The organism is Hydrobacter penzbergensis (assembly GCF_900106985.1).
Taxonomy (GTDB): domain Bacteria; phylum Bacteroidota; class Bacteroidia; order Chitinophagales; family Chitinophagaceae; genus Sediminibacterium; species Sediminibacterium magnilacihabitans.
Genome location: NZ_FNNO01000005.1, coordinates 114,138 through 132,106 on the forward strand (window position 1 = coordinate 114,138; position 17,969 = coordinate 132,106).

A 17,969-nucleotide genomic window follows, 5' to 3' on the forward strand; every position below is an offset into this window, starting at 1 on the left:
AAGCTTTATGCGAAAACTATCACGTTATGTGCTGTATGATATTCTTCGTAACAGGGTAATCATTGTATATACTCTATTCTTGCTGTTGGTTTCGCTTAGCTTGTTTCAACTGGAGGAGAATCAAAGTAAAGCCCTGATGAGCCTGCTTACCATTGTGCTGATCGTCATCCCCTTGATTAGTATGATCTTCACCACTATACATTATTACAACTCTTATGAATTTATAGAACTGATGCTGTCGCAACCATTAAGCCGCACCCGGATACTTTTAAGCGAATACGTAGGTGTATCGGTATCTCTGACCGCTGCTTATTTGGTGGGAGTAGGGATACCGGTATTGATTTATGCTTTTGATGCAACCGGTATTTCGTTTTTGCTTACCGGATCGGCACTCACATTGGCTTTTACTTCTATCGCATTCCTTGCTTCTGTAAAAGCAAGGGATAAGGCAAAAGGTATTGGCGCCGCTTTATTATTATGGTTTTATTTTGCATTGATATACGACGGACTTGTTTTACTGATATTATTCGCTTTCAGCGATTACCCGATGGAAAAATTCACTTTGTTATTATCTGCACTCAACCCGATAGATCTTGGGCGCATTTTCATTATGCTGAAGATGGATGTAAGCGCCCTGATGGGATATACAGGCGCTTTATATAAATCCTTTTTCGGCAGCGGTTGGGGTATTGCTTTTACCACGGGTATTATGCTGCTGTGGATAGCGCTGCCCTTGCTCCTTACACTGAAAATATTCAGGAAGAAAGATCTTTAATCCAGATACCCAGAATGGCTACCGGGAAAAAACAGCTTGCAAGGAACAACCATGTTGTAAAATTGGGGATCTGAAAATCTGCCACTTCTCCCGTAGCCTGCAATAACAACAATCCTTCTGTTAATATCCAGGTCGCAATGAATAAAATGCTCCATTTTTTGGAAGACCTTTCTGTCGGTGATTCATGCAAATGCATTGCGCCCATGATGAAGAAAGTAACAAAACCCAATAATACCAGGTGGAGATACGCTATGATAAAATTCCGGTGAAGATAACTCATGTCTGCAATGGCTGGGAAAGCGCCGAGTAATTGCAGGATGATCTTCATGGCAAATATGCCCAGCGATAGCCTTACTAAACCATTCAGCCGGCGGTTATTGTTATTGTCAACGATATCGGCCAGCAGGTAAAACAGCGCAATTAACTGTAAAATAGCGGCTACTGCGGCTATTATGAAAAATGCAGGTGCGGGATGGCTCCACAATACCGAAAGAAAATAAGCGGGAATACAGGAGATGTTAAATAATGCGAAGGCGTTTTTACTATAACGTCCTGGCGCATGACCGGTTATTTTATATAATACAGCCAGTAAGGCAAAAGTGAACCAGCCATTGTACTGAAAGTGCAGATAAAAATAAATGACATTGAAATATAATGCGCTACCAGCTTTGCCCATGGCAATAAGAGGTGCCGTGGCGAACGGGCCGGCTGATGAAAGCACCAGGTAAAACAGGCCTGCACGGAGAAATTGATGCGCAATGCTGTCTTTACTTGAAACCCTAGCGTGCCACACCAGCCAGGCGAAATAGAAAGAGGCAATGATAGACAATGTAGAAAAGCAAATACTGACCGGACCATATCCCTGGAAGGGGAAACTGCACAGCATGCCATATGCGGCTATCAGTAGCAGAGCCGAGAGATTCCTCCAATGCTTGTATGAAATAGTGTTGGCCAGTTCAGGAAAGAACCGGATGATCAAGGCTACCAGCGCCGGCATGATCCACCCGCCAAATGCGAAATGAGAATGGGCGTGTAATATATTTTTATACGATCCGGCCCAGATACTTGTTACCGGGGCAGAACGCAGGTACAAACCAATAAACGAAACAAGAAAGAGATTGAATAAGGAGATCCGGTATAAACGCTTTTCCAACACGGGTAAAGAAGGGTGTTGTATAGATGTTCCGATTTGCACATGCAAAGAAATAAAAGTGATGATTTTTTTATTATGATACAAATATCATGCCTCCTGATCTTAATCAGGTGCCTCCATGATTCTGTTTCGTTTTATGTAAAATAAAAGTAAGTAAATACTTTTATTTTGACAAAAGTCTAATTTTGTGCTATCATCAAAAAATAAACACGATGGAAGTAATCAATCAGAATATCCTGGATGTGACAATGCTGGAGCCACGCCAGAAGCACCCAACCATTTTCGACCGTTTTGATCAACTCAACGACGGAGAAACACTGACTATTCATAACGATCATGACCCCAAGCCCCTGTATTACCAGCTATTGGGGGAGAGAGGAAATATTTTTAAATGGGAATACACTGAACAAGGCCCCAGGTGGTGGAAAGTGAATATTACCAAGCGTTCCAGCGAGGAAAACGGCGAAACGATTGGCGAAATAGCGGCAAAAGACCTGCGCAAAGCAGCAGTGTTTAAAAAAAATGGACTTGATTTCTGTTGCGGGGGAAAGAAAACGGTGAAAGAAGCTTGTTTGGAAAAAGGATTGGATATAGTGAAGATTGAACAGGAGCTGCAACAAGCTAACGAGGCGCCCGTGTCTGCTTCACTTCCTTATAACGAATGGGCGCCCGGCTTTTTGGCCGATTACATTGTTAATGTTCACCATGCTTATACACGGAAAAATCTTCCTGAGATCAGGGGATATGCATTGAAAGTGTTAAGGGTACATGGAAAAGAGCACCCTGAATTAGCAGAGATACAGCGGCAGGTGGAAGTAATTTACGAAGAGATGATGGCACATATGACGAAGGAGGAAAAAGTATTATTCCCTTACATAAAAGACCTGGCGGCGGCTCGTAACCAGTCTCAATTACACCAGGCAGCGCATTTCGGAACAGTAAAAAATCCTATCAATATGATGGAAATGGAACACGAGCTGGTAGGGGCCGCCATGCATAAGATAAGGACGCTCAGTGGAAATTTTTCCATTCCGGAAGATGCTTGTGCCAGCTATAGCCTGCTGTATAAAATGTTAGCGGCATTTGAAACAGACCTGTATACGCATATCCACCTGGAGAATAATATCTTATTCCCTAAAGCAGTGGAAAGGGAAAAACAAATAACGGATAATGGAAGTTCATGCAAATACTAAGATCAGCAATATACTCAAGGAGCATCCGGGAGCATTGGATGCTATAATCGGCATTAGTACACATTTTGAGAAATTACGCAATCCCCTGATCCGTAAGCTGATGGCGGCAAGAACCAGTGTTGCCATGGCTTGTAAAGTTGCCGGTTGTACCATTGATGATTTTCGTAATAAGCTGGAACCGCTTGGTTTTAAGGTGAATACGAATATGGCAGCGGATCCGGTAAAAACATTACCTCATTCGGAAGCACGGATATACCCGGACAACTTCATTGAACTGGATGTGCGACCCATCATTGCTGCAGGAAAAGATCCACTTCCCGATATTCTTGAACAAGTGAAACAATTACAGGATCAACAGGCATTGAAGATCATCAATAGCTTTGAACCTACTCCTTTAATGCTGTTGTTAAAAAAACAGGGATTTGCTTCCTATGCAACAGCATTGCACAACGGAGTGGTAGAAACCTTTTTTTATAAGGAAGGAACTACCACCATACCGGAAGATAAACCTCATATGCATGATGACTGGTACCGGTTAATGACGGATTTTGAACACCGGTTACGTGAATTGGATGTGCGGATGCTTGCGATGCCTTTACCTATGATGAAGATCCTGGAAACATTGGATCAATTGGAACTTGGCGAGGCATTATTGGTTCATCACAAAAGAGTACCAGTGTTCCTGTTACCCGAACTGGAACAGCGACGCTTTGGTTATCGCATCAGGGAGTTGGGAAATGAAGGCGTGCAACTATTGATCTATAAAAGCTGATCTAATGATCGCGAAAACAACACCCCAAACAATAGTATTGCCTTTCTATGGGTATGCAGCCGTATCGTTATGCGTGGCGATGTCATTGCTTTGCTTGTCGGTTCAGGCATTTACTGGGCATTATTTTCATCCCCATATACTGGCTGTTACACACAGTATGGCCCTGGGTTGGGGTACGATGATGATCCTGGGCGCCAGTTATCAATTGATGCCCGTTATTACCGAAAGTGATCTGTTCAGCGAAACGTTGGCGTATGTTTCGTTTTTTGCAGCAGCTGCCGGCATTCCGCTCCTGGTATATGCTTTTTACGTTTTCGATATGGGTATACCTGCACAGGCAGGTGCCATATTGATCAATGTATCTGTTGCTTGTTATGTGATTAACCAGGTGGGTAGTTATACCAGGAGCCGGCATCAAAACATGCATGGACTTTTCATGGTTGCTGCTGCCTGCTGGTTGTTACTGACCACATTGGTGGGTTTACTGCTGGTATTCAATTTCAGTAACAATGTACTTTCAAAAGATTCCCTGTATTATCTTTCTCTTCATGCACACATGGGTATTGCCGGTTGGTTCTTGTTGATGATAGTAGGCGTGGGAACCAGGCTGATACCTATGTTCCTGTTGTCGAAATATGAAAGTGCTCACTTATTGAAAATCATTTACTGGTTCATCAATGCAAGCCTTATTGCTTTTGTTATTTTGTTCCTGGGACAGGCGCCGCCGGACTGGTATTTTGTACCCATTACCGGCTTGTTAACGGCGATACTGCAATTTGGTTACTACTGCCGGCGAGCATACCAGGAACGTATTCGCAAAACAACCGATACACCGGTGAAATTATCCCTTCTGTCTATTGTGATGACTTTTTTGCCTGTATTGCTTCTATTGTCCCTATTGGCTGCACCGGGAGTATCATCAGGTAAACTGGCGCTTTTCAAAGCGTATGGCTTTGTGATCTTTTTTGGCTGGATCACTACCCTGATATTGGGTATGACATTTAAAACGCTGCCTTTTATCATCTGGAACAAAAGGCGCTATGATGCTGTGGTTTCAGATAAGAAGCAGGGCCCGGGCAACCTATACAGTCATAAATGGTTTGCGGCGATGGCATTGGTTTACATGACCGGGTTCAGCGTTTTTCTGACAGGCATTTTTACAGAACAGATCTCATTTCTGCAAACGGGTTCGGTACTGCTATTAATTGCTTCTTTGCTTTTTAACCTGAATGTGGCTAAACTATTCATGCATCAACCGGTTCACACATGAATGTAATGACCAACAATAATATTAAGTGTACTATTGCACTGGCGGCGCTGCAACAAGTGATAGACCCGGAAATCGGATTGAATATTGTTGACCTGGGCCTGGTTTACCGGTTGGATTTTGATGACACCTGCCAGAAAATAGAAGTTACCATGACCCTGACCACTCCTTTTTGTCCCATGGGGGCATCTATTACCCATGCTGTTGAAAAGCTGTTGTCCACTACTTTTGCCGGCGAACAGATTGCAGTCAACCTGAGTTTCGATCCGCCATGGAAGCACGACAGGATATCGGAGGCAGGCAAACTTTTTTTAAATCGTTGATACTATGCTCAACCAGATGAGTCAGACAGCCATTAAAGCCGTTATTTACCTGGCTTCTCAACAGGATGGTAACGATAACGCCGGTATCCGGGAAATTGCCGGCTATATAGATGCCAGCGAACATACAGTGGGCAAGGTATTGCAAACGCTGGCAAGAGCGGGGATCATCAACAGTGTGAAAGGGCCTTCGGGTGGATTTCATATTTCCAGAGAGCAGTTGAAACGCCCCATTATTCATATAGTCGATGCCATTGAAGGGAAGGAGTTGTTTACACAATGCGGACTGGGTTTGAAAAAATGTTCAGCATCGCGCCCCTGTCCCATACACTATGAGTATAAAGCGGTGCGTGAACTGACGTATAAAATATTTGCCAGCAAGAAGATCGCTGACCTGTGCAACCCGGTAAACAACGGCCTGGCATATTTGATCTGAACAACAAATGGCTTTTATATTGCTTTGCTGAATAATGTTCTGCTATCTGCCACCGAGCTCCTTTGCAGGTACATGTCGAAAGCGCTGCAGACATTGCGGATAAAATAATGACCGATAGCTGTAAGCGAAGCACCCTTCAGATCATAATCGACCAGTCCATCTTTTTGCAATTGAGCCAGTATCGGAAAAGAATAAGTCTCCAATGGCTCCCTATCTTCTTTATTGAATGATGTAGAGCCGTTACAGGCAATCTCTTTGATATAACGCCTGAAATGAAGGTCTTCTTTATTGAGGAAATACCCCTTTTTTACTGCCAGCATGCCATTGCTGATAGCATGATAATAATCGTGCAGGCTCTTTTCGTTCTGGGCGAAGGCATTACCGATATCGCTGATAGCGGATACACCGAGTCCCACCAGGAACTCATTATTTTGCGTAGTGTATCCCATAAAATTACGGTGCAGCTTGCCTTTTTCTTTGGCCAGGAACAGGGAGTCGTTGGGCAATGCAAAATGGTCCATGCCAATATCATGATAGCCATTATTTATCAATAAAGACCTGCCTTCCAGGTACAGTTGCATTTTCTCTTCCGGAGCCGGCAGTTGTGATTCGTTGAATAGCCGCTGCATTTTACTGGTCCAGGGAACATGCGCATAACTATAGAAAGCGACCCTGTCGGGTTTCAGGGCCAGTACCTGGTTGAAAGTGTTTCGCAGTCCTGCTGCTGTTTGCAGCGGCAAGCCATAAATGAGATCAAAATTCACAGAACTAAAGCCTGCTTTTCTCGCCTCCTCTGTTGCATGTTGCACGTTTGCAAACGGTTGTATCCGGTTGATAACGCGTTGCACTTCCGGATCCATGTCCTGCACGCCATAGCTGATGCGTTTGAATCCCAGAGACGCGAGTACTTTCAAATGCTCCGCTGTGGTATTATTCGGGTGACCTTCAATGCTGAATTCGTGCATGGGGTGTACGATGCTGTTCTTTAGTATAGTGTTAATTAGCCGGCGCAGGTTCAGCGGAGAAAAGAAAGTAGGCGTGCCGCCGCCCAGGTGTAGTTCCCTGATCACCGGTGTTTGCTGCATCAGCCCCCTGTACAGTTTCCATTCTTTTTCTATGGTCTGCAAATAGGGCTCTTCCACCGCATGATTGGAAGTTATTTTTTTATTGCAACCACAATAAGTACACAGTGATTCGCAGAAAGGAAGGTGTATGTATATGCTGATTCCGTTGCGCACATTTTCGAGTGAGAACTCTTGCTGGAACCGGTCGGTCCATTGAGGCCGGGAAATAATATCCTGCCAGAAAGGAACGGTTGGATAACTGGTGTAACGCGGAACAGGCTGGTTGTATTTCTTGATCAACAAAGGAGGTATGGTTATTTCATTCATCATGCCCAAAACTAACATTGACTTTTTGTGCAGCAGGTGACGGATGTTAGTAATGCAACAGATATTCATCAGCCCGGGATAAAACTGACCCACCTCAAGATGCCAACTGATTAAAATCAGGTGTTCTAAATCCCCCAGGTCATGCTTAACGCAGCGGGGTCTGAATAGTTTTGTGCAATCATTTTCAGCAATACTTCAATTTATGGATGCATCGAACGAAAAACCCTTCTTCCCTTCCGGCGCCATCGCATTTTTCATTGCGCTCGTAGTGCTGGCCCTGCTCTTCTGGTACAGTATTTATTTTTTAATGATTAACAGAACCTAAAATCAATAGCCATGGCCATAGACAAAATAGAAAAGCGTATCATCTTCTCTTCCATGGCAGTCATGGGCCTCTTTGTTTTTTCATTGCTCTATGCTATGAAAAAATATAAGAGTAATGTACCCGAATGCCTGCCTTATGATAAAGCATATGCAGAACCCAAAGTGAATAAGCTGGACGATAAGACCTACCAGGTTTTCAGTGTGGCTTCCATGTGGCAGTTCCAGCCGGCTGAGATATACATTCCTGTGGGCAGTGAAGTGGATTTTTATGTAACGTCCAAAGACGTAGTGCATGGATTCAATATTGCACAGAAGAATGTGAACATGATGGCAGTATACGGATCCATCAACAAAACAACTGTCAAATTTGATAAACCCGGCGTGTATGATATCGTATGCCATGAATATTGTGGCGTAGGACACCAGAACATGCACGCACAGGTATACGTGAATTATCCCGATGCTAAGTAAAACCAACGTCATGCAAGTATCAAAGACTTTTAAACGAATCATTTTCCTGGAATTGTCCATCCCCGTTGCGCTGCTGATCATTGGTATCTACCACGGATTGATGCAAACCATTTACCGTGCCGGTGTGTTACAGGACACTTCTTTTGCCAAACTGGGTTATTACCAGGGCCTGACCCTGCATGGTGTGATCAACGCCATTGTGCTTACTACTTTTTTTGCGGTGGCGTTCGGCCACGCCACCATGACCTATTACCTCAAACAGGAGCCTAATAAAAAATTAATGTGGTTCAGCTTTGCACTGATGCTGGGCGGAACGTTGATGGCATCCTGGGCCATGCTGGCCGGAAAAGCATCGGTATTGTATACTTTTTACCCGCCATTGAAAGCGCATCCTTTGTTTTATATCGGAACGGCATTGCTCATCGTAGGATCCTGGGTGCCTTTTTTTAACTGGGCCGTGATGTACACGCAATGGAAGAAAGTTCATGCCGAAACCAAGACGCCGTTGGCTGTTATCGGTACATTGATAAATTTCACCATTTGGTTTGTGTGCACCCTGGCAGTGGCATATGAGGTATTGGTATTACTGGTACCCTGGTCGCTAGGCTGGACAACCACAGTGAATGTAACCCTCGCCAGGACCCTGTTCTGGTTCTTTGGCCACGCACTGGTGTATTTCTGGTTGTTACCGGCTTATATCATGTTCTATACCATTTTGCCTAAAGTGGCGGGCGGAAAGCTTTACTCTGATCTGGCCGGCAGAATGGCGCTGTTCCTGTTCCTGCTCTTCTCTGTTCCGGTAGGTGTGCATCACCAATACAGTGATCCTTCCATCACACAAGGAGTTAAATTTTTCCAGGGAATGCTTACCTATGGGGTAACCATCCCCAGTTTCATCACCGCTTTTACATTAGCGGCATCCTTGGAATATGCAGGAAGACAAAGAGGCGCGAAAGGATTGTTTGGATGGATGAAAAAACTACCCTGGTTCGATGAAAACAATTTCCTGTTCTCTTATTTTATATGCGGACTCATCCTTTTTGTTTTCGGTGGCGTTACCGGTATCATCAATGCTTCTTATTCCCTGAATACAGTAGTACACAATACAGCATGGTTACCCGGGCATTTTCACATGACGGTAGCCGGACCGGTATTCCTTGCTATTGTGGGTATGAGTCTGTATCTCTATTCAGGTATGAGTGGAAAACCGGTATTCATGCGTAAGATCGTTACCATCGTTCCCTACTTATGGATGATGGGTATGCTGATCTTTTCTTTCGGGATGAGCTGGGGTGGCTTGCGCGGAGAACCAAGAAGGACCAACCTGGGCATCAGTTATCTCAATCCTAAGAGCGAATTGTTCCGCAGCGACTGGGTTCCTACGACCACACTGGCCATGCTGGGAGGCATTGTAATGTTCACTGCCGGCATGTTGTTTATTATAGCTTTCTTCGGAACCATTCTGCGGAAGAGAAAAGCAGCAGGCTCGCTGGAAATTCCGGTAAGCGAAGCTTATCACGATGAAAAAAGAGTGCCTTTGTTCGACCAGTTCAAACTCTGGATCATTGCCATGATCATCATATTGGTACTGGCTTATACGCCTGCTTTGATCAATGTTAATAAGAACAGCGGACCGGGCGCTCCCCGATTCAATATCGATAACCCCACACCACTTGCAAGTGACAACAAATGAGAACTAAAAAGACGATATGGTTTTTTGTGATATTGGTCTTTGTAATACCGGCAATTGCCTGGGTGGGAATGGATTGGTATGAGAGCAGGGTTCAGACTTTGCCGGTACTGGGACCGGCAACAGACAGCGCAGGCAGGGAATGGCAGCATACCATTGCAGACTTCAGGCTGGTGAACCAGGAAGGGGATATGGTGTCGGCCGGTGAGTGGAAAGACAAAGTTGTGGTAGTGGATTTTTTCTTCACGCATTGTCCGGCTATTTGCCCCAAACTCACCGCCAGTTTGAAAAAAATACAGGAACAATATCGCTCCAGTAACCGGTTATTGTTTTGCTCTTTTACAGTTGATCCGGAACGCGACAGCGCGACAGTGTTGAAACAGTACGCTGTCCGCTTCGGTCTGGATACCCGTAACTGGCAATTGCTAACAGGGCGTAAAAAAGATATCTATAAACTGGCCCGTAACAGTTTCATGGTGGTGGCAACAGATGGCGATGGCGGGCCAACAGATTTTATTCATACGGAAAAGCTGGTACTCATTGATCAGCAGAAAAGGATCCGGGGATATTATACCGGAACAGATGATGCAGCAATACAACAGCTGATTGCGGATATAAAAAAATTGAATGTTCAAGATTAAAAGTTCTAAAAGTGAAAAGACTAACTTTCTTCTTATGGTTTTGCCTTGCCGGGTGGCTGCAACAAGCAAAAGCCGGTGACACCGATCATGGTAAAACGATCTTCAATGCACGCTGTGGCGCCTGCCATGCGGTGAATAAGGTAGTGGTTGGCCCTTCTCTCGGAGGAGTAGATCAGCGCCACCCGATCGAGTGGATCATTGGCTTCGTACACTCTTCACAAGGGATGATCCGTAAAGGCGATAAAGACGCAACGGCCTTATTTGAAAAGTTCAATAAAGTAACCATGCCCGATCATCCCGATCTGAGTGAAGAAGACATCAAGCATGTTGTTGCTTATATCAAATTGGAAAGCGCTAAGTCGGAAGGAGAAGCCAAGGCGCCGTTTGCCAAACCCGGACGTAAGAGAGCAGCTTATACGCCCCCTTCTTCGCAGGATGGCACTTTCTTCATCATTTACATCGGTGCTGTGCTGGTGTTGGTGAGGGCGTTGGTGTATGCAGTACAGATTCGCTCCTATGCCCGTAAAATGAAAGCCGGTATTGTAAATATTGTATCAGATGAGCTTAATCCAACACGGAGCAGGCAAAACCTTCCTTCCTGACCAGGCGCATCACATCATCAACGATGAAATCGTGCCCTTCCAGGCGCAGTATCTTATCGCAATCCTCCAGGTCGAAATTGATCTTGCTTGAAGGAAAACGTTGCAGGAGCAGGCCCGTCAATTGCTGGGCCTGCTCCTGCTTCACAACATTCGTTTTAAAAACTTCCACCATTATCCATTGACTTTCTGATCGAAATTGAGCATCCACTGGATACCGAACTTGTCTATAAACATGCCAAAATAAGCGCCCCAGAACATATCACTCATCGGCACAATTACCTGTCCGCCTGCAGAAAGGCCGCTGAAAACCTTATCGGCTTCTGCTTTGCTATCCGGACTCAACGCAATAGAAATATTATTGCCCGAAACCTCCGGCTGGCCCATTGAAGTAAGTACATCTGTTGCCATGAGCATACCGCTTTTACCGATGGGCAGTGCAATGTGCATGATCTTGTTCATGTCCTGCTCGGGAACATTGGAGCAGCCGGGCTGGTCTTTCACGTCTTTGAAACGCTGTACGAAGGCGAATTCACCGCCGAAAACAGATTTATAAAAATTGAAGGCTTCTTCGGTATTGCCGTTGAAGTTGATGTAAGGATTCATGTGTTGCATGGCCAATGATTTTTGTTTTAAGGATTGATAGTTTCACAAAGCTAACAGGCTTTTCCAGAGAAAAGTGGTGGTAATACGGCAATCTATGGGGTTGATTGCGACACCGATTTTTGTATCTTTATAACATGAAACCGAGCATGATCATTATCTTACATTTAGCGGGATGTCATTGCGAGGTTCCATCCGGCCAAAATAAAATAAAAGACAACGGATGAAACATATATCCATTATCGTACCTCGCGGAGCCGTATTAGGCAGTGTCGACGACCCCAGGCACCTGTTTCAATCTTTGAATGATTTTCTCCTGTCGGCCCGGCAACCACCCATGTACAAGATACAATTGGTGGGCCTTGACCGCAAGGTTCCCCTGCACGATGGTTCTTTTACAGTAAACACCGATGCCTTGTTGGATGAAGTGAAAAAGACAGACCTTGTCATTATCCCGGCGCTGAGTGGTGATATGAAAGACGCCATTGAGATCAACAAGGATTTCATACCCTGGATTGTGCAGCAACATCGCGCAGGCGCTGAAGTAGCCAGCCTTTGTATCGGTGCTTTTCTCCTGGCTGCCACCGGTTTGCTGGAGGGTAAAAAATGCTCTACGCATTGGATGTACGCCAACGAGTTCAGGAATATGTTTCCACAGGTGAACCTGGTGGATGATAAAATTGTGACCGACGAAAATGGCATCTACTCCAGCGGCGGCGCCAAATCTTACTGGAACCTGTTGATCTATCTGACAGAAAAATATGCCAGCAGGCAGATGGCGGTGATGGCTTCCAAATATTTCCTCATAGAGATATACCAGAATACACAATCGCCTTTTACAGTGTTTAGGGGTCAGAAGGAACACGAAGACGAGCCCATCAAAAAAGCGCAGGAATTCATCGAAGCCAATTTCCAGGAAAAAATAACGGTAGACCAATTAGCTGTTATGCTCTCATTAGGCCGCCGCAGTTTTGAACGACGCTTCAAGAAAGCCACCTGCAATACGGTTGCCGAATACATCCAGCGTGTGAAAGTAGAAGCGGCCAAGAAAGATTTTGAACTCAGCCGCAAAAACATCAACGAAGTCATGTATGAAGTAGGCTATTCCGATACCAAAGCCTTCAGAACCATTTTCCGTAAGGTAACAGGTCTTTCACCGGTGGCTTATCGCAACCGGTACAATAAAGAAATGATCGCCGTTTAACTGGCAGGTACCGCTTTCTTCTTGTGATATAAAATATAAGACGCGAATACCAACAGGTGTCCGATCAATATGAAGCTCCATTGCGATGCGGGATCACCTACGGAAATCGATGAGTAAAGCGCTCCGGTAAAGTCAATAATCAAACCGGCATAAGCCCACTCTTTGAGTCGCGGAAAGCCTGGAAACAAGATGGCAACTACTGCCAGCAATTTGGCAATACCCAGGAAGGGAATGAGGTAGTTGGGATAGCCGAGGTATTTGAATAATGTAATTGATTCAGGTGTACTCATGGCATTCACTATGCCGCTGAAAGTCATCATCAGGCACAGGATGCCAGTTACGATCCAGTAAGCGATTTTTACTTTTTTCATAGCGATGGTTTATGAATGAATATACTGATTTTATTCATGAAGCCCAAGTCATGACGGTAGCATTATTTTGATGGATTATTCAAGGCTCTGATGATCAATTGATCACACACGGACTGGGGCAATTCTTACACCATCCCCCGGTGACATAGCCATTGATCTTATAGGCAATATCGGAATAGAGTTTTTCCAGGGTCACATAATCGGTATTGATGGTAAAGTTAAAATCACCATCATACACATAAGCGGTTACGGAAGCGCCATAGTGCCCGTAGTTATCATTGTTGAGCGTAATGTACAGGTTGAGGTTGGGCGTAACGCCATCGGCCAGTTTGTACTTGGAATAATTTGCAATGTTGAGATCGTCCAGTACGAGGGTGGGTCGTATGCGTTGTACCTCTGTTATATCCTTCATGTTATAACTGCCAGTGATGTTGACTTTCACCAACACGGGGCTATAATTGATGGGTTGGTGTTTGGTGCAAGGCTGGGGTTTGGAATGATAAGTTTGGCGAGGAGGCGCGCTGGCAACCGCCATCAACAGAAAAGTCAATACAATGGTAAACGACAGCAGGTCTGCTTTATTTCTTTTCATACAGGGGAAATATTAGACTTGGGAAAAGGATAATGGATGCGCATTCCACTGATCCGTAAGTGAGGAGGTCGTACCAGTCAAATGTTCCTTTGAGCAATCCGAACCCCTGTGCTGCTTCTATGGCGAATGGCAATAGGAAGATAAGCAATTTATTCCTGAAATACAATACCCTGTGTTCGGAAAGTACAACGGTTACCAGCATCAGCGCGCTGCACCACGCAGCATCGGAAAAGTAGCCAATTAAAAAAAGCTGTAAAAAAGAATGATCATTCAATGACCTTCGAACAGGATGGAATGGTTCGAAGAACAGTATCTGGGGTTGAAAAAGATAATAATTGATCAACCCGGCCAACAGCAAGCCTATGGCCAGTAACAGTAAAGTTTTGTGCCTGACCGATAACCTGGTGAACCAATGATAAACGCCGGACATACAATGGTAAAGTTAATAAGGGATTCATGCAATTTTGAAAATGTGCTAACTTGTTATCTGAATAGATGAGCAAGGAATACCATAAGCTAGATAACCCTGCCTGGCATGCGCTTACAGAAACGCATGCAGCATTTGTGATAGGCAATACAGTCGTGAAAAGATACCGGCCAGATGTGGTTGCCTTTACAGCGTATCAGACTGGAAATGAAAGTGTGCAAGATCAGTTTGATCAACTGATTCAACAGCATGAACCCTTTTTCATCATCGGTGATCTGCCGCAGCTACCTGCGCATTACTCATTACTGACAAGATTGGCGTGCGAACAAATGGTTTGTAGTGCCCATATCCCTGCACCTATTACTGAAACCATAATACCTTTAGGCGAAGCCAATGAAGATGAGGTGTACGAACTGATCAACTTAGTGCAACCAGGTTACTATAAACATAACACCCGCCTGATGGGAGATTATTTTGGTATCCGGATCGAAGGCCGCCTGGTTGCAGTTACCGGTGAACGGATGAGAATGGATGGATTTACAGAAATCAGTGCTGTTGTTACACATCCCGATTTTGCCGGCCGTGGTTTTGCAAAGCAACTGGTAGCACATGTATCTAATAAAAACCTGGAACAAGGCATCATTCCATTCTTACATGTAGCCCAGAGCAATGAAAGAGCCATCCGGTTGTATCAATACTTGGGGTTCAGTCGCAGAAGAAGTATTGATTTTACAAAATTTTGCAGATAGCTGACTTCATTTTAATAGACATAACTGGGAATTGTTTTCTAAAGAAATTGTACTTACTTGCAGTATGAAAATTGCATTGGCTTCACCTCCGTTTCCTGCTTCTATTGCAGATGGATTGTACCAGCTTGAAAAGCTGGCGAAAGAAGCCGCACAGCAACAAGCCGTAATCATTTGTTTCCCGGAATCTTATCTGCCAGGTTATCCTGGTATGGGATACGCTGCTGAAGATCGCTCGCATGAATCGTTGGAATCGGCGCTTGATAAAGTATGTGCCATTGCAGCAAAATATGCCATTGCGATCATTGTGCCGATGGACTGGCATAGCCCGAACGGAGTAATGAATATTGCCCATGTGATCTCTGATAAAGGTGAAGTGTTGGGCTTCCAGACAAAGAACCAGTTGGATCCTACTGAAGATGAACTATGGGTTGCGGGAACAGAGCGACATATTTTTGAAGTGAAAGGATTGCGATTTGGCATCACCATCTGCCATGAAGGCTTCCGGTATCCCGAATCTGTAAGATGGGCTGCGCAACAAGGTGCCAGCATTGTGTTTCACCCGCATTTCACCGGCAGTAATACCAATGGAGTAACGCTTATGGAATGGGGCGCCAAAGAGAATCCCTATTATGAAAAGGCAGCCATGTTAAGGGCTATGGAGAACACTATTTATTTTGCCAGTTGCAATTATGCTTCGCTTTATCCAGACTCTGCGAGTTCCATCATTGCACCAGATGGCACTTGTATAACAAACGCACCATACCGCGAGGCAGGCGTGATCGTTGCAGATATAGATGCTGCAAAAGCAACTGCTTTATTGGCCAGACGGTTTAAGCATGTGCTGTATCAATAGCGTTGATCAGTTTCTGCATTTCAGATATTGTACCCACCGTAATTCGTGACCATTTACCTTGCTTTTCATAAATATCGGTTCCCAGGATATTGTGCTGTTTCAATTGTGCAAAGAAATCCTGCTGATGGTTGACCAATGAAAAATAAATGAAATTGGTGTGCGATGGAATGCAGGGAATATGCAGTAGCTCCATTTGCTCAATGGTAAAGCTCCTGGCCTCCTGGTTCAATGTATATGTTTGCTTCACGAAAGCCTCGTCTTTCAATGAAGCCAGTGCCGCTGCTGCAGAAACCACGCTAATGCCGCCATTGGGCCATGACTGCATCCGGCTGAGCAGTTCAATGGTATCGGGGTTTGCCATTGCATATCCTACCCTCGCACCTGCGAGTCCATATATCTTGGAAAATGTTCTGGCAATCACCAGTTTTTTGTTTTCGCTCACCAGGTGCGATAAAGATTGTTCACTGGTAAAATCGATATAAGCTTCATCTACCAATACCCATGCTTTTTTAGATGCTTCCTGGATAAAATGTACGAGCTCATCATGTTTACAAATCGTTCCAGTAGGATTATTGGGGTTGCACAGGTAAACAAGTTGTGTATCTGGCTGGATGGCGTTCAACATGGCAGGCAGATCATTCTTCTTATCGGCTGTCAGCGGAACACTGATTTTTTTTAATCCCAGGTTTTCCAGGGTCGCAGACCAGAAAGGATAAGTGGGAAGCGACATCACAAAACTACCTTTATTCAGCGCGGCTAATCTGGAAGTCAGGTCAAGCACTTCTGTTGAGCCTGCACCCAACAAGATATAACCAGGCGTAAGATTGTTTTTGCGGGCAATTGCGTCGATCAATTCGGGGTATAAATCCCAATTGTACCGGTTGCTCGTATTGACGTGTTCATTCATGGCAACACGGGCCATGGGCGAAGGGCCATAAGGGTTTTCATTCGAACGGAGTCTGATGAGATTTTCACCGGAAGAGAGTTTGTGAAACGCATAGGGAGATGGTTTCTCTGCAAAAACATTCAGGCGGGAAGCACTGATACTTAAAGCACCCAGGCCCATTTGCCTCAGCCAATTTCTTCTGTTAGATAGCATAAGGGTTGGTTTTATGCTATTAAAATTAAGCGTTTGCATGGGCCCGGGGCTGTTAAAAATGCGTTTAATATTTCGCCAGCAATTCGTCGAGATTGCCATGTGCCATGGTGAATCCTTGCTGGAAGCCCATCTCCACAATCTTTTCCAGGTCGGCTGCACTGTCAAAACTCACTTCCACCGTTACCAGCGTGCCATCGCCTGCAGTCTGGAAGCGTGTGTACCAATGCATGGAAGGCGCTATACCGCTATCGTTTCCGTTTTCATCACAAAAACTGTCTATCGCAGTGAAACTTTTTTGAGGCTCGATGCTTTTGAAACTCACTTTGCAAAAGTGTTGTTCGCCTTGCGGACTCACCATCACATAGAGCCAACGTCCGCCTGCTTTGAAGTCCATAGATTTGGTCTCGGTTTTGTAAGGCCTGGGCGCCCACCATTCATCGAGCAAGCTGCTCTCTGTCCATGCCCTCCATACTTTTTCGAGCGGAGCGTTGAATTCCCTCGTCACAATCAATTTTTTACCCGAAGGGTCTCTCGTGATCTTGGTTTCAAGTGTGTTGATCATTGTTATTGTTTTTTAAGTTTATCAAGTAGGGTATCTAATTGGCCGAAGCGACCTTCCCATAGTTTGCGGAAAGGTTCGAGCCATGCATCGATCTCTTTCATTTTTTTTGTGTTGAGGTGATAATAAATTTCGCGGCCCGATTGCTCCTGACGTACCAGGCCACAATCGGCCAGTACGCTCACATGTTTCGATACGGCCTGCCTGCTGCTGTTAAAATGTTCGGCCAGCGCATTGGGTGTCATGGCCTGGGCCAACAGGAGGCTTAAGATCGTTCTGCGGGTAGGATCGGCGATGGCCTGGAAGACATCGCGACGGGCTATCATAACCATAATATGCAACTTTATGGTTGCAAATATAAATACGCAACTTTATAGTTGCAAGTTTTTCTGGGAAAATCTTAAAGGAAAATTTCTTTGTATAAATATTTTCCACTTCCTTTGAGTGGAAAATATTTAACACTGTTTATTTTCCATTCCT

General features: G+C 44.7%; 24 protein-coding genes. 14 read left to right on the forward strand and 10 right to left on the reverse strand.

The features are described from left to right. Positions 1-7: 7 nt before the first annotated feature. On the forward strand, positions 8-775 hold the full coding sequence (locus tag BLU98_RS07265; RefSeq protein ID WP_026768754.1) for an ABC transporter permease subunit: 768 nt from the start codon (positions 8-10) through the stop codon (positions 773-775). On the opposite strand, the gene BLU98_RS07270 is transcribed toward BLU98_RS07265, so the two are convergent. Next, the gene (locus tag BLU98_RS07270) at positions 756-1,970 is read right to left on the reverse strand and encodes a hypothetical protein (protein WP_139173862.1); all 1,215 of its coding nucleotides are present in this window, start codon (positions 1,968-1,970) and stop codon (positions 756-758) included. The two genes, BLU98_RS07265 and BLU98_RS07270, sit on opposite strands and share 20 nt — an antisense overlap. A 170-nt stretch (positions 1,971-2,140) precedes the next feature. Between BLU98_RS07270 and ric the strand changes: the two genes are divergently transcribed. Genes ric through BLU98_RS07295 form a run of 5 tightly spaced genes read left to right on the forward strand, consistent with a single transcriptional unit; the run spans position 2,141 to position 5,916 of the window. Then, positions 2,141-3,121, forward strand: coding sequence for an iron-sulfur cluster repair di-iron protein (gene ric / locus BLU98_RS07275; RefSeq protein WP_092723377.1), 981 nt, complete (start codon positions 2,141-2,143; stop codon positions 3,119-3,121). Continuing rightward, entirely contained in the window at positions 3,099-3,893 is a 795-nt protein-coding gene (locus tag BLU98_RS07280) for a DUF2249 domain-containing protein (protein ID WP_092723378.1), read from the forward strand. Before ric ends, BLU98_RS07280 begins: the two co-directional genes overlap by 23 nt. A gap of 4 nt (positions 3,894-3,897) precedes the next feature. Further along, entirely contained in the window at positions 3,898-5,163 is a 1,266-nt protein-coding gene (locus BLU98_RS07285) for a hypothetical protein (RefSeq protein WP_092723379.1), read from the forward strand. Continuing rightward, the gene (locus BLU98_RS07290) at positions 5,160-5,483 is read left to right on the forward strand and encodes a metal-sulfur cluster assembly factor (protein ID WP_092723380.1); all 324 of its coding nucleotides are present in this window, start codon (positions 5,160-5,162) and stop codon (positions 5,481-5,483) included. The genes BLU98_RS07285 and BLU98_RS07290 overlap by 4 nt, the downstream gene beginning before the upstream one ends. 4 nt (positions 5,484-5,487) lie before the next feature. After that, positions 5,488-5,916 (forward strand): RrF2 family transcriptional regulator, encoded by a 429-nt coding sequence (locus BLU98_RS07295; protein ID WP_092723381.1) that lies wholly within the window; start codon positions 5,488-5,490, stop codon positions 5,914-5,916. 14 nt (positions 5,917-5,930) lie between these two features. Here BLU98_RS07295 and hemN read toward each other — a convergent pair whose 3' ends face one another. Beyond that, positions 5,931-7,310, reverse strand: coding sequence for an oxygen-independent coproporphyrinogen III oxidase (gene hemN / locus BLU98_RS07300; RefSeq protein ID WP_257574790.1), 1,380 nt, complete (start codon positions 7,308-7,310; stop codon positions 5,931-5,933). Between the two features lie 199 nt (positions 7,311-7,509). Here hemN and BLU98_RS17550 point away from each other — a divergent pair, with 199 nt between their 5' ends. Genes BLU98_RS17550 through BLU98_RS07320 form a run of 5 tightly spaced genes read left to right on the forward strand, consistent with a single transcriptional unit; the run spans position 7,510 to position 11,035 of the window. Beyond that, the gene (locus tag BLU98_RS17550; protein WP_139173863.1) at positions 7,510-7,632 is read left to right on the forward strand and encodes a cytochrome c oxidase subunit 2A; all 123 of its coding nucleotides are present in this window, start codon (positions 7,510-7,512) and stop codon (positions 7,630-7,632) included. 11 nt (positions 7,633-7,643) lie between these two features. Continuing rightward, the gene (locus tag BLU98_RS07305; RefSeq protein WP_051347954.1) at positions 7,644-8,102 is read left to right on the forward strand and encodes a cytochrome c oxidase subunit II; all 459 of its coding nucleotides are present in this window, start codon (positions 7,644-7,646) and stop codon (positions 8,100-8,102) included. 10 nt (positions 8,103-8,112) lie between these two features. Continuing rightward, the gene (locus tag BLU98_RS07310) at positions 8,113-9,795 is read left to right on the forward strand and encodes a cbb3-type cytochrome c oxidase subunit I (RefSeq protein WP_257574792.1); all 1,683 of its coding nucleotides are present in this window, start codon (positions 8,113-8,115) and stop codon (positions 9,793-9,795) included. Beyond that, the gene (locus BLU98_RS07315) at positions 9,792-10,433 is read left to right on the forward strand and encodes an SCO family protein (protein WP_092723383.1); all 642 of its coding nucleotides are present in this window, start codon (positions 9,792-9,794) and stop codon (positions 10,431-10,433) included. The genes BLU98_RS07310 and BLU98_RS07315 overlap by 4 nt, the downstream gene beginning before the upstream one ends. Before the next feature lie 11 nt (positions 10,434-10,444). Further along, positions 10,445-11,035 (forward strand): c-type cytochrome, encoded by a 591-nt coding sequence (locus BLU98_RS07320; protein WP_257574794.1) that lies wholly within the window; start codon positions 10,445-10,447, stop codon positions 11,033-11,035. Here BLU98_RS07320 and BLU98_RS07325 read toward each other — a convergent pair. Further along, on the reverse strand, positions 10,998-11,207 hold the full coding sequence (locus BLU98_RS07325) for a hypothetical protein (RefSeq protein ID WP_092723385.1): 210 nt from the start codon (positions 11,205-11,207) through the stop codon (positions 10,998-11,000). The genes BLU98_RS07320 and BLU98_RS07325 overlap by 38 nt on opposite strands. Next, entirely contained in the window at positions 11,207-11,647 is a 441-nt protein-coding gene (locus tag BLU98_RS07330; protein ID WP_092723386.1) for a VOC family protein, read from the reverse strand. Before BLU98_RS07330 ends, BLU98_RS07325 begins: the two co-directional genes overlap by 1 nt. A 211-nt stretch (positions 11,648-11,858) precedes the next feature. Here BLU98_RS07330 and BLU98_RS07335 point away from each other — a divergent pair, with 211 nt between their 5' ends. Continuing rightward, a complete protein-coding gene (locus tag BLU98_RS07335; RefSeq protein WP_092723387.1) occupies positions 11,859-12,839 on the forward strand; it encodes a GlxA family transcriptional regulator in 981 nt (326 codons plus the stop codon). Here BLU98_RS07335 and BLU98_RS07340 read toward each other — a convergent pair. The 3 genes from BLU98_RS07340 to BLU98_RS07350 all read right to left on the reverse strand — a co-directional run bounded on the left by BLU98_RS07340 (position 12,836) and on the right by BLU98_RS07350 (position 14,232). Continuing rightward, positions 12,836-13,210, reverse strand: coding sequence for a DoxX family protein (locus tag BLU98_RS07340; protein WP_092723388.1), 375 nt, complete (start codon positions 13,208-13,210; stop codon positions 12,836-12,838). The genes BLU98_RS07335 and BLU98_RS07340 overlap by 4 nt on opposite strands. 94 nt (positions 13,211-13,304) lie before the next feature. Continuing rightward, complete coding sequence (locus BLU98_RS07345) at positions 13,305-13,802, reverse strand: hypothetical protein (RefSeq protein ID WP_092723389.1); 498 nt, start codon at positions 13,800-13,802, stop codon at positions 13,305-13,307. Further along, entirely contained in the window at positions 13,789-14,232 is a 444-nt protein-coding gene (locus BLU98_RS07350) for a hypothetical protein (protein ID WP_092723390.1), read from the reverse strand. Before BLU98_RS07350 ends, BLU98_RS07345 begins: the two co-directional genes overlap by 14 nt. A gap of 65 nt (positions 14,233-14,297) precedes the next feature. Between BLU98_RS07350 and BLU98_RS07355 the strand changes: the two genes are divergently transcribed. Together BLU98_RS07355 and BLU98_RS07360 are read left to right on the forward strand one after the other, a co-directional pair. Continuing rightward, on the forward strand, positions 14,298-14,978 hold the full coding sequence (locus tag BLU98_RS07355) for a GNAT family N-acetyltransferase (RefSeq protein WP_092723391.1): 681 nt from the start codon (positions 14,298-14,300) through the stop codon (positions 14,976-14,978). 64 nt (positions 14,979-15,042) lie between these two features. Further along, positions 15,043-15,831: a carbon-nitrogen hydrolase family protein gene (locus BLU98_RS07360; protein ID WP_092723392.1), complete on the forward strand. Its 789-nt coding sequence runs from the start codon at positions 15,043-15,045 to the stop codon at positions 15,829-15,831. On the opposite strand, the gene BLU98_RS07365 is transcribed toward BLU98_RS07360, so the two are convergent. From BLU98_RS07365 to BLU98_RS07375, 3 genes are all read right to left on the reverse strand, one after another. Next, on the reverse strand, positions 15,809-16,930 hold the full coding sequence (locus tag BLU98_RS07365) for a pyridoxal phosphate-dependent aminotransferase (protein ID WP_092723393.1): 1,122 nt from the start codon (positions 16,928-16,930) through the stop codon (positions 15,809-15,811). The two genes, BLU98_RS07360 and BLU98_RS07365, sit on opposite strands and share 23 nt — an antisense overlap. Before the next feature lie 64 nt (positions 16,931-16,994). Beyond that, a complete protein-coding gene (locus BLU98_RS07370; RefSeq protein ID WP_026774464.1) occupies positions 16,995-17,492 on the reverse strand; it encodes an SRPBCC family protein in 498 nt (165 codons plus the stop codon). A 2-nt stretch (positions 17,493-17,494) separates the two neighbouring features. Then, the gene (locus tag BLU98_RS07375; protein WP_092723479.1) at positions 17,495-17,815 is read right to left on the reverse strand and encodes an ArsR/SmtB family transcription factor; all 321 of its coding nucleotides are present in this window, start codon (positions 17,813-17,815) and stop codon (positions 17,495-17,497) included. Positions 17,816-17,969: the final 154 nt, after the last annotated feature.

Coding starts and splice junctions, on each gene's coding strand:
- BLU98_RS07265 (WP_026768754.1), top strand. CDS start 8: ATGCGAAAACTATCACGTTATGTGCTGTATGATATTCTTCGTAACAGG.
- ric (WP_092723377.1), top strand. CDS start 2,141: ATGGAAGTAATCAATCAGAATATCCTGGATGTGACAATGCTGGAGCCA.
- BLU98_RS07280 (WP_092723378.1), top strand. CDS start 3,099: ATGGAAGTTCATGCAAATACTAAGATCAGCAATATACTCAAGGAGCAT.
- BLU98_RS07285 (WP_092723379.1), top strand. CDS start 3,898: ATGATCGCGAAAACAACACCCCAAACAATAGTATTGCCTTTCTATGGG.
- BLU98_RS07290 (WP_092723380.1), top strand. CDS start 5,160: ATGAATGTAATGACCAACAATAATATTAAGTGTACTATTGCACTGGCG.
- BLU98_RS07295 (WP_092723381.1), top strand. CDS start 5,488: ATGCTCAACCAGATGAGTCAGACAGCCATTAAAGCCGTTATTTACCTG.
- hemN (WP_257574790.1), bottom strand. CDS start 7,310: ATGATGAATGAAATAACCATACCTCCTTTGTTGATCAAGAAATACAAC.
- BLU98_RS17550 (WP_139173863.1), top strand. CDS start 7,510: ATGGATGCATCGAACGAAAAACCCTTCTTCCCTTCCGGCGCCATCGCA.
- BLU98_RS07305 (WP_051347954.1), top strand. CDS start 7,644: ATGGCCATAGACAAAATAGAAAAGCGTATCATCTTCTCTTCCATGGCA.
- BLU98_RS07310 (WP_257574792.1), top strand. CDS start 8,113: ATGCAAGTATCAAAGACTTTTAAACGAATCATTTTCCTGGAATTGTCC.
- BLU98_RS07315 (WP_092723383.1), top strand. CDS start 9,792: ATGAGAACTAAAAAGACGATATGGTTTTTTGTGATATTGGTCTTTGTA.
- BLU98_RS07325 (WP_092723385.1), bottom strand. CDS start 11,207: ATGGTGGAAGTTTTTAAAACGAATGTTGTGAAGCAGGAGCAGGCCCAG.
- BLU98_RS07330 (WP_092723386.1), bottom strand. CDS start 11,647: ATGCAACACATGAATCCTTACATCAACTTCAACGGCAATACCGAAGAA.
- BLU98_RS07335 (WP_092723387.1), top strand. CDS start 11,859: ATGAAACATATATCCATTATCGTACCTCGCGGAGCCGTATTAGGCAGT.
- BLU98_RS07340 (WP_092723388.1), bottom strand. CDS start 13,210: ATGAAAAAAGTAAAAATCGCTTACTGGATCGTAACTGGCATCCTGTGC.
- BLU98_RS07345 (WP_092723389.1), bottom strand. CDS start 13,802: ATGAAAAGAAATAAAGCAGACCTGCTGTCGTTTACCATTGTATTGACT.
- BLU98_RS07350 (WP_092723390.1), bottom strand. CDS start 14,232: ATGTCCGGCGTTTATCATTGGTTCACCAGGTTATCGGTCAGGCACAAA.
- BLU98_RS07355 (WP_092723391.1), top strand. CDS start 14,298: ATGAGCAAGGAATACCATAAGCTAGATAACCCTGCCTGGCATGCGCTT.
- BLU98_RS07360 (WP_092723392.1), top strand. CDS start 15,043: ATGAAAATTGCATTGGCTTCACCTCCGTTTCCTGCTTCTATTGCAGAT.
- BLU98_RS07365 (WP_092723393.1), bottom strand. CDS start 16,930: ATGCTATCTAACAGAAGAAATTGGCTGAGGCAAATGGGCCTGGGTGCT.
- BLU98_RS07370 (WP_026774464.1), bottom strand. CDS start 17,492: ATGATCAACACACTTGAAACCAAGATCACGAGAGACCCTTCGGGTAAA.
- BLU98_RS07375 (WP_092723479.1), bottom strand. CDS start 17,815: ATGATAGCCCGTCGCGATGTCTTCCAGGCCATCGCCGATCCTACCCGC.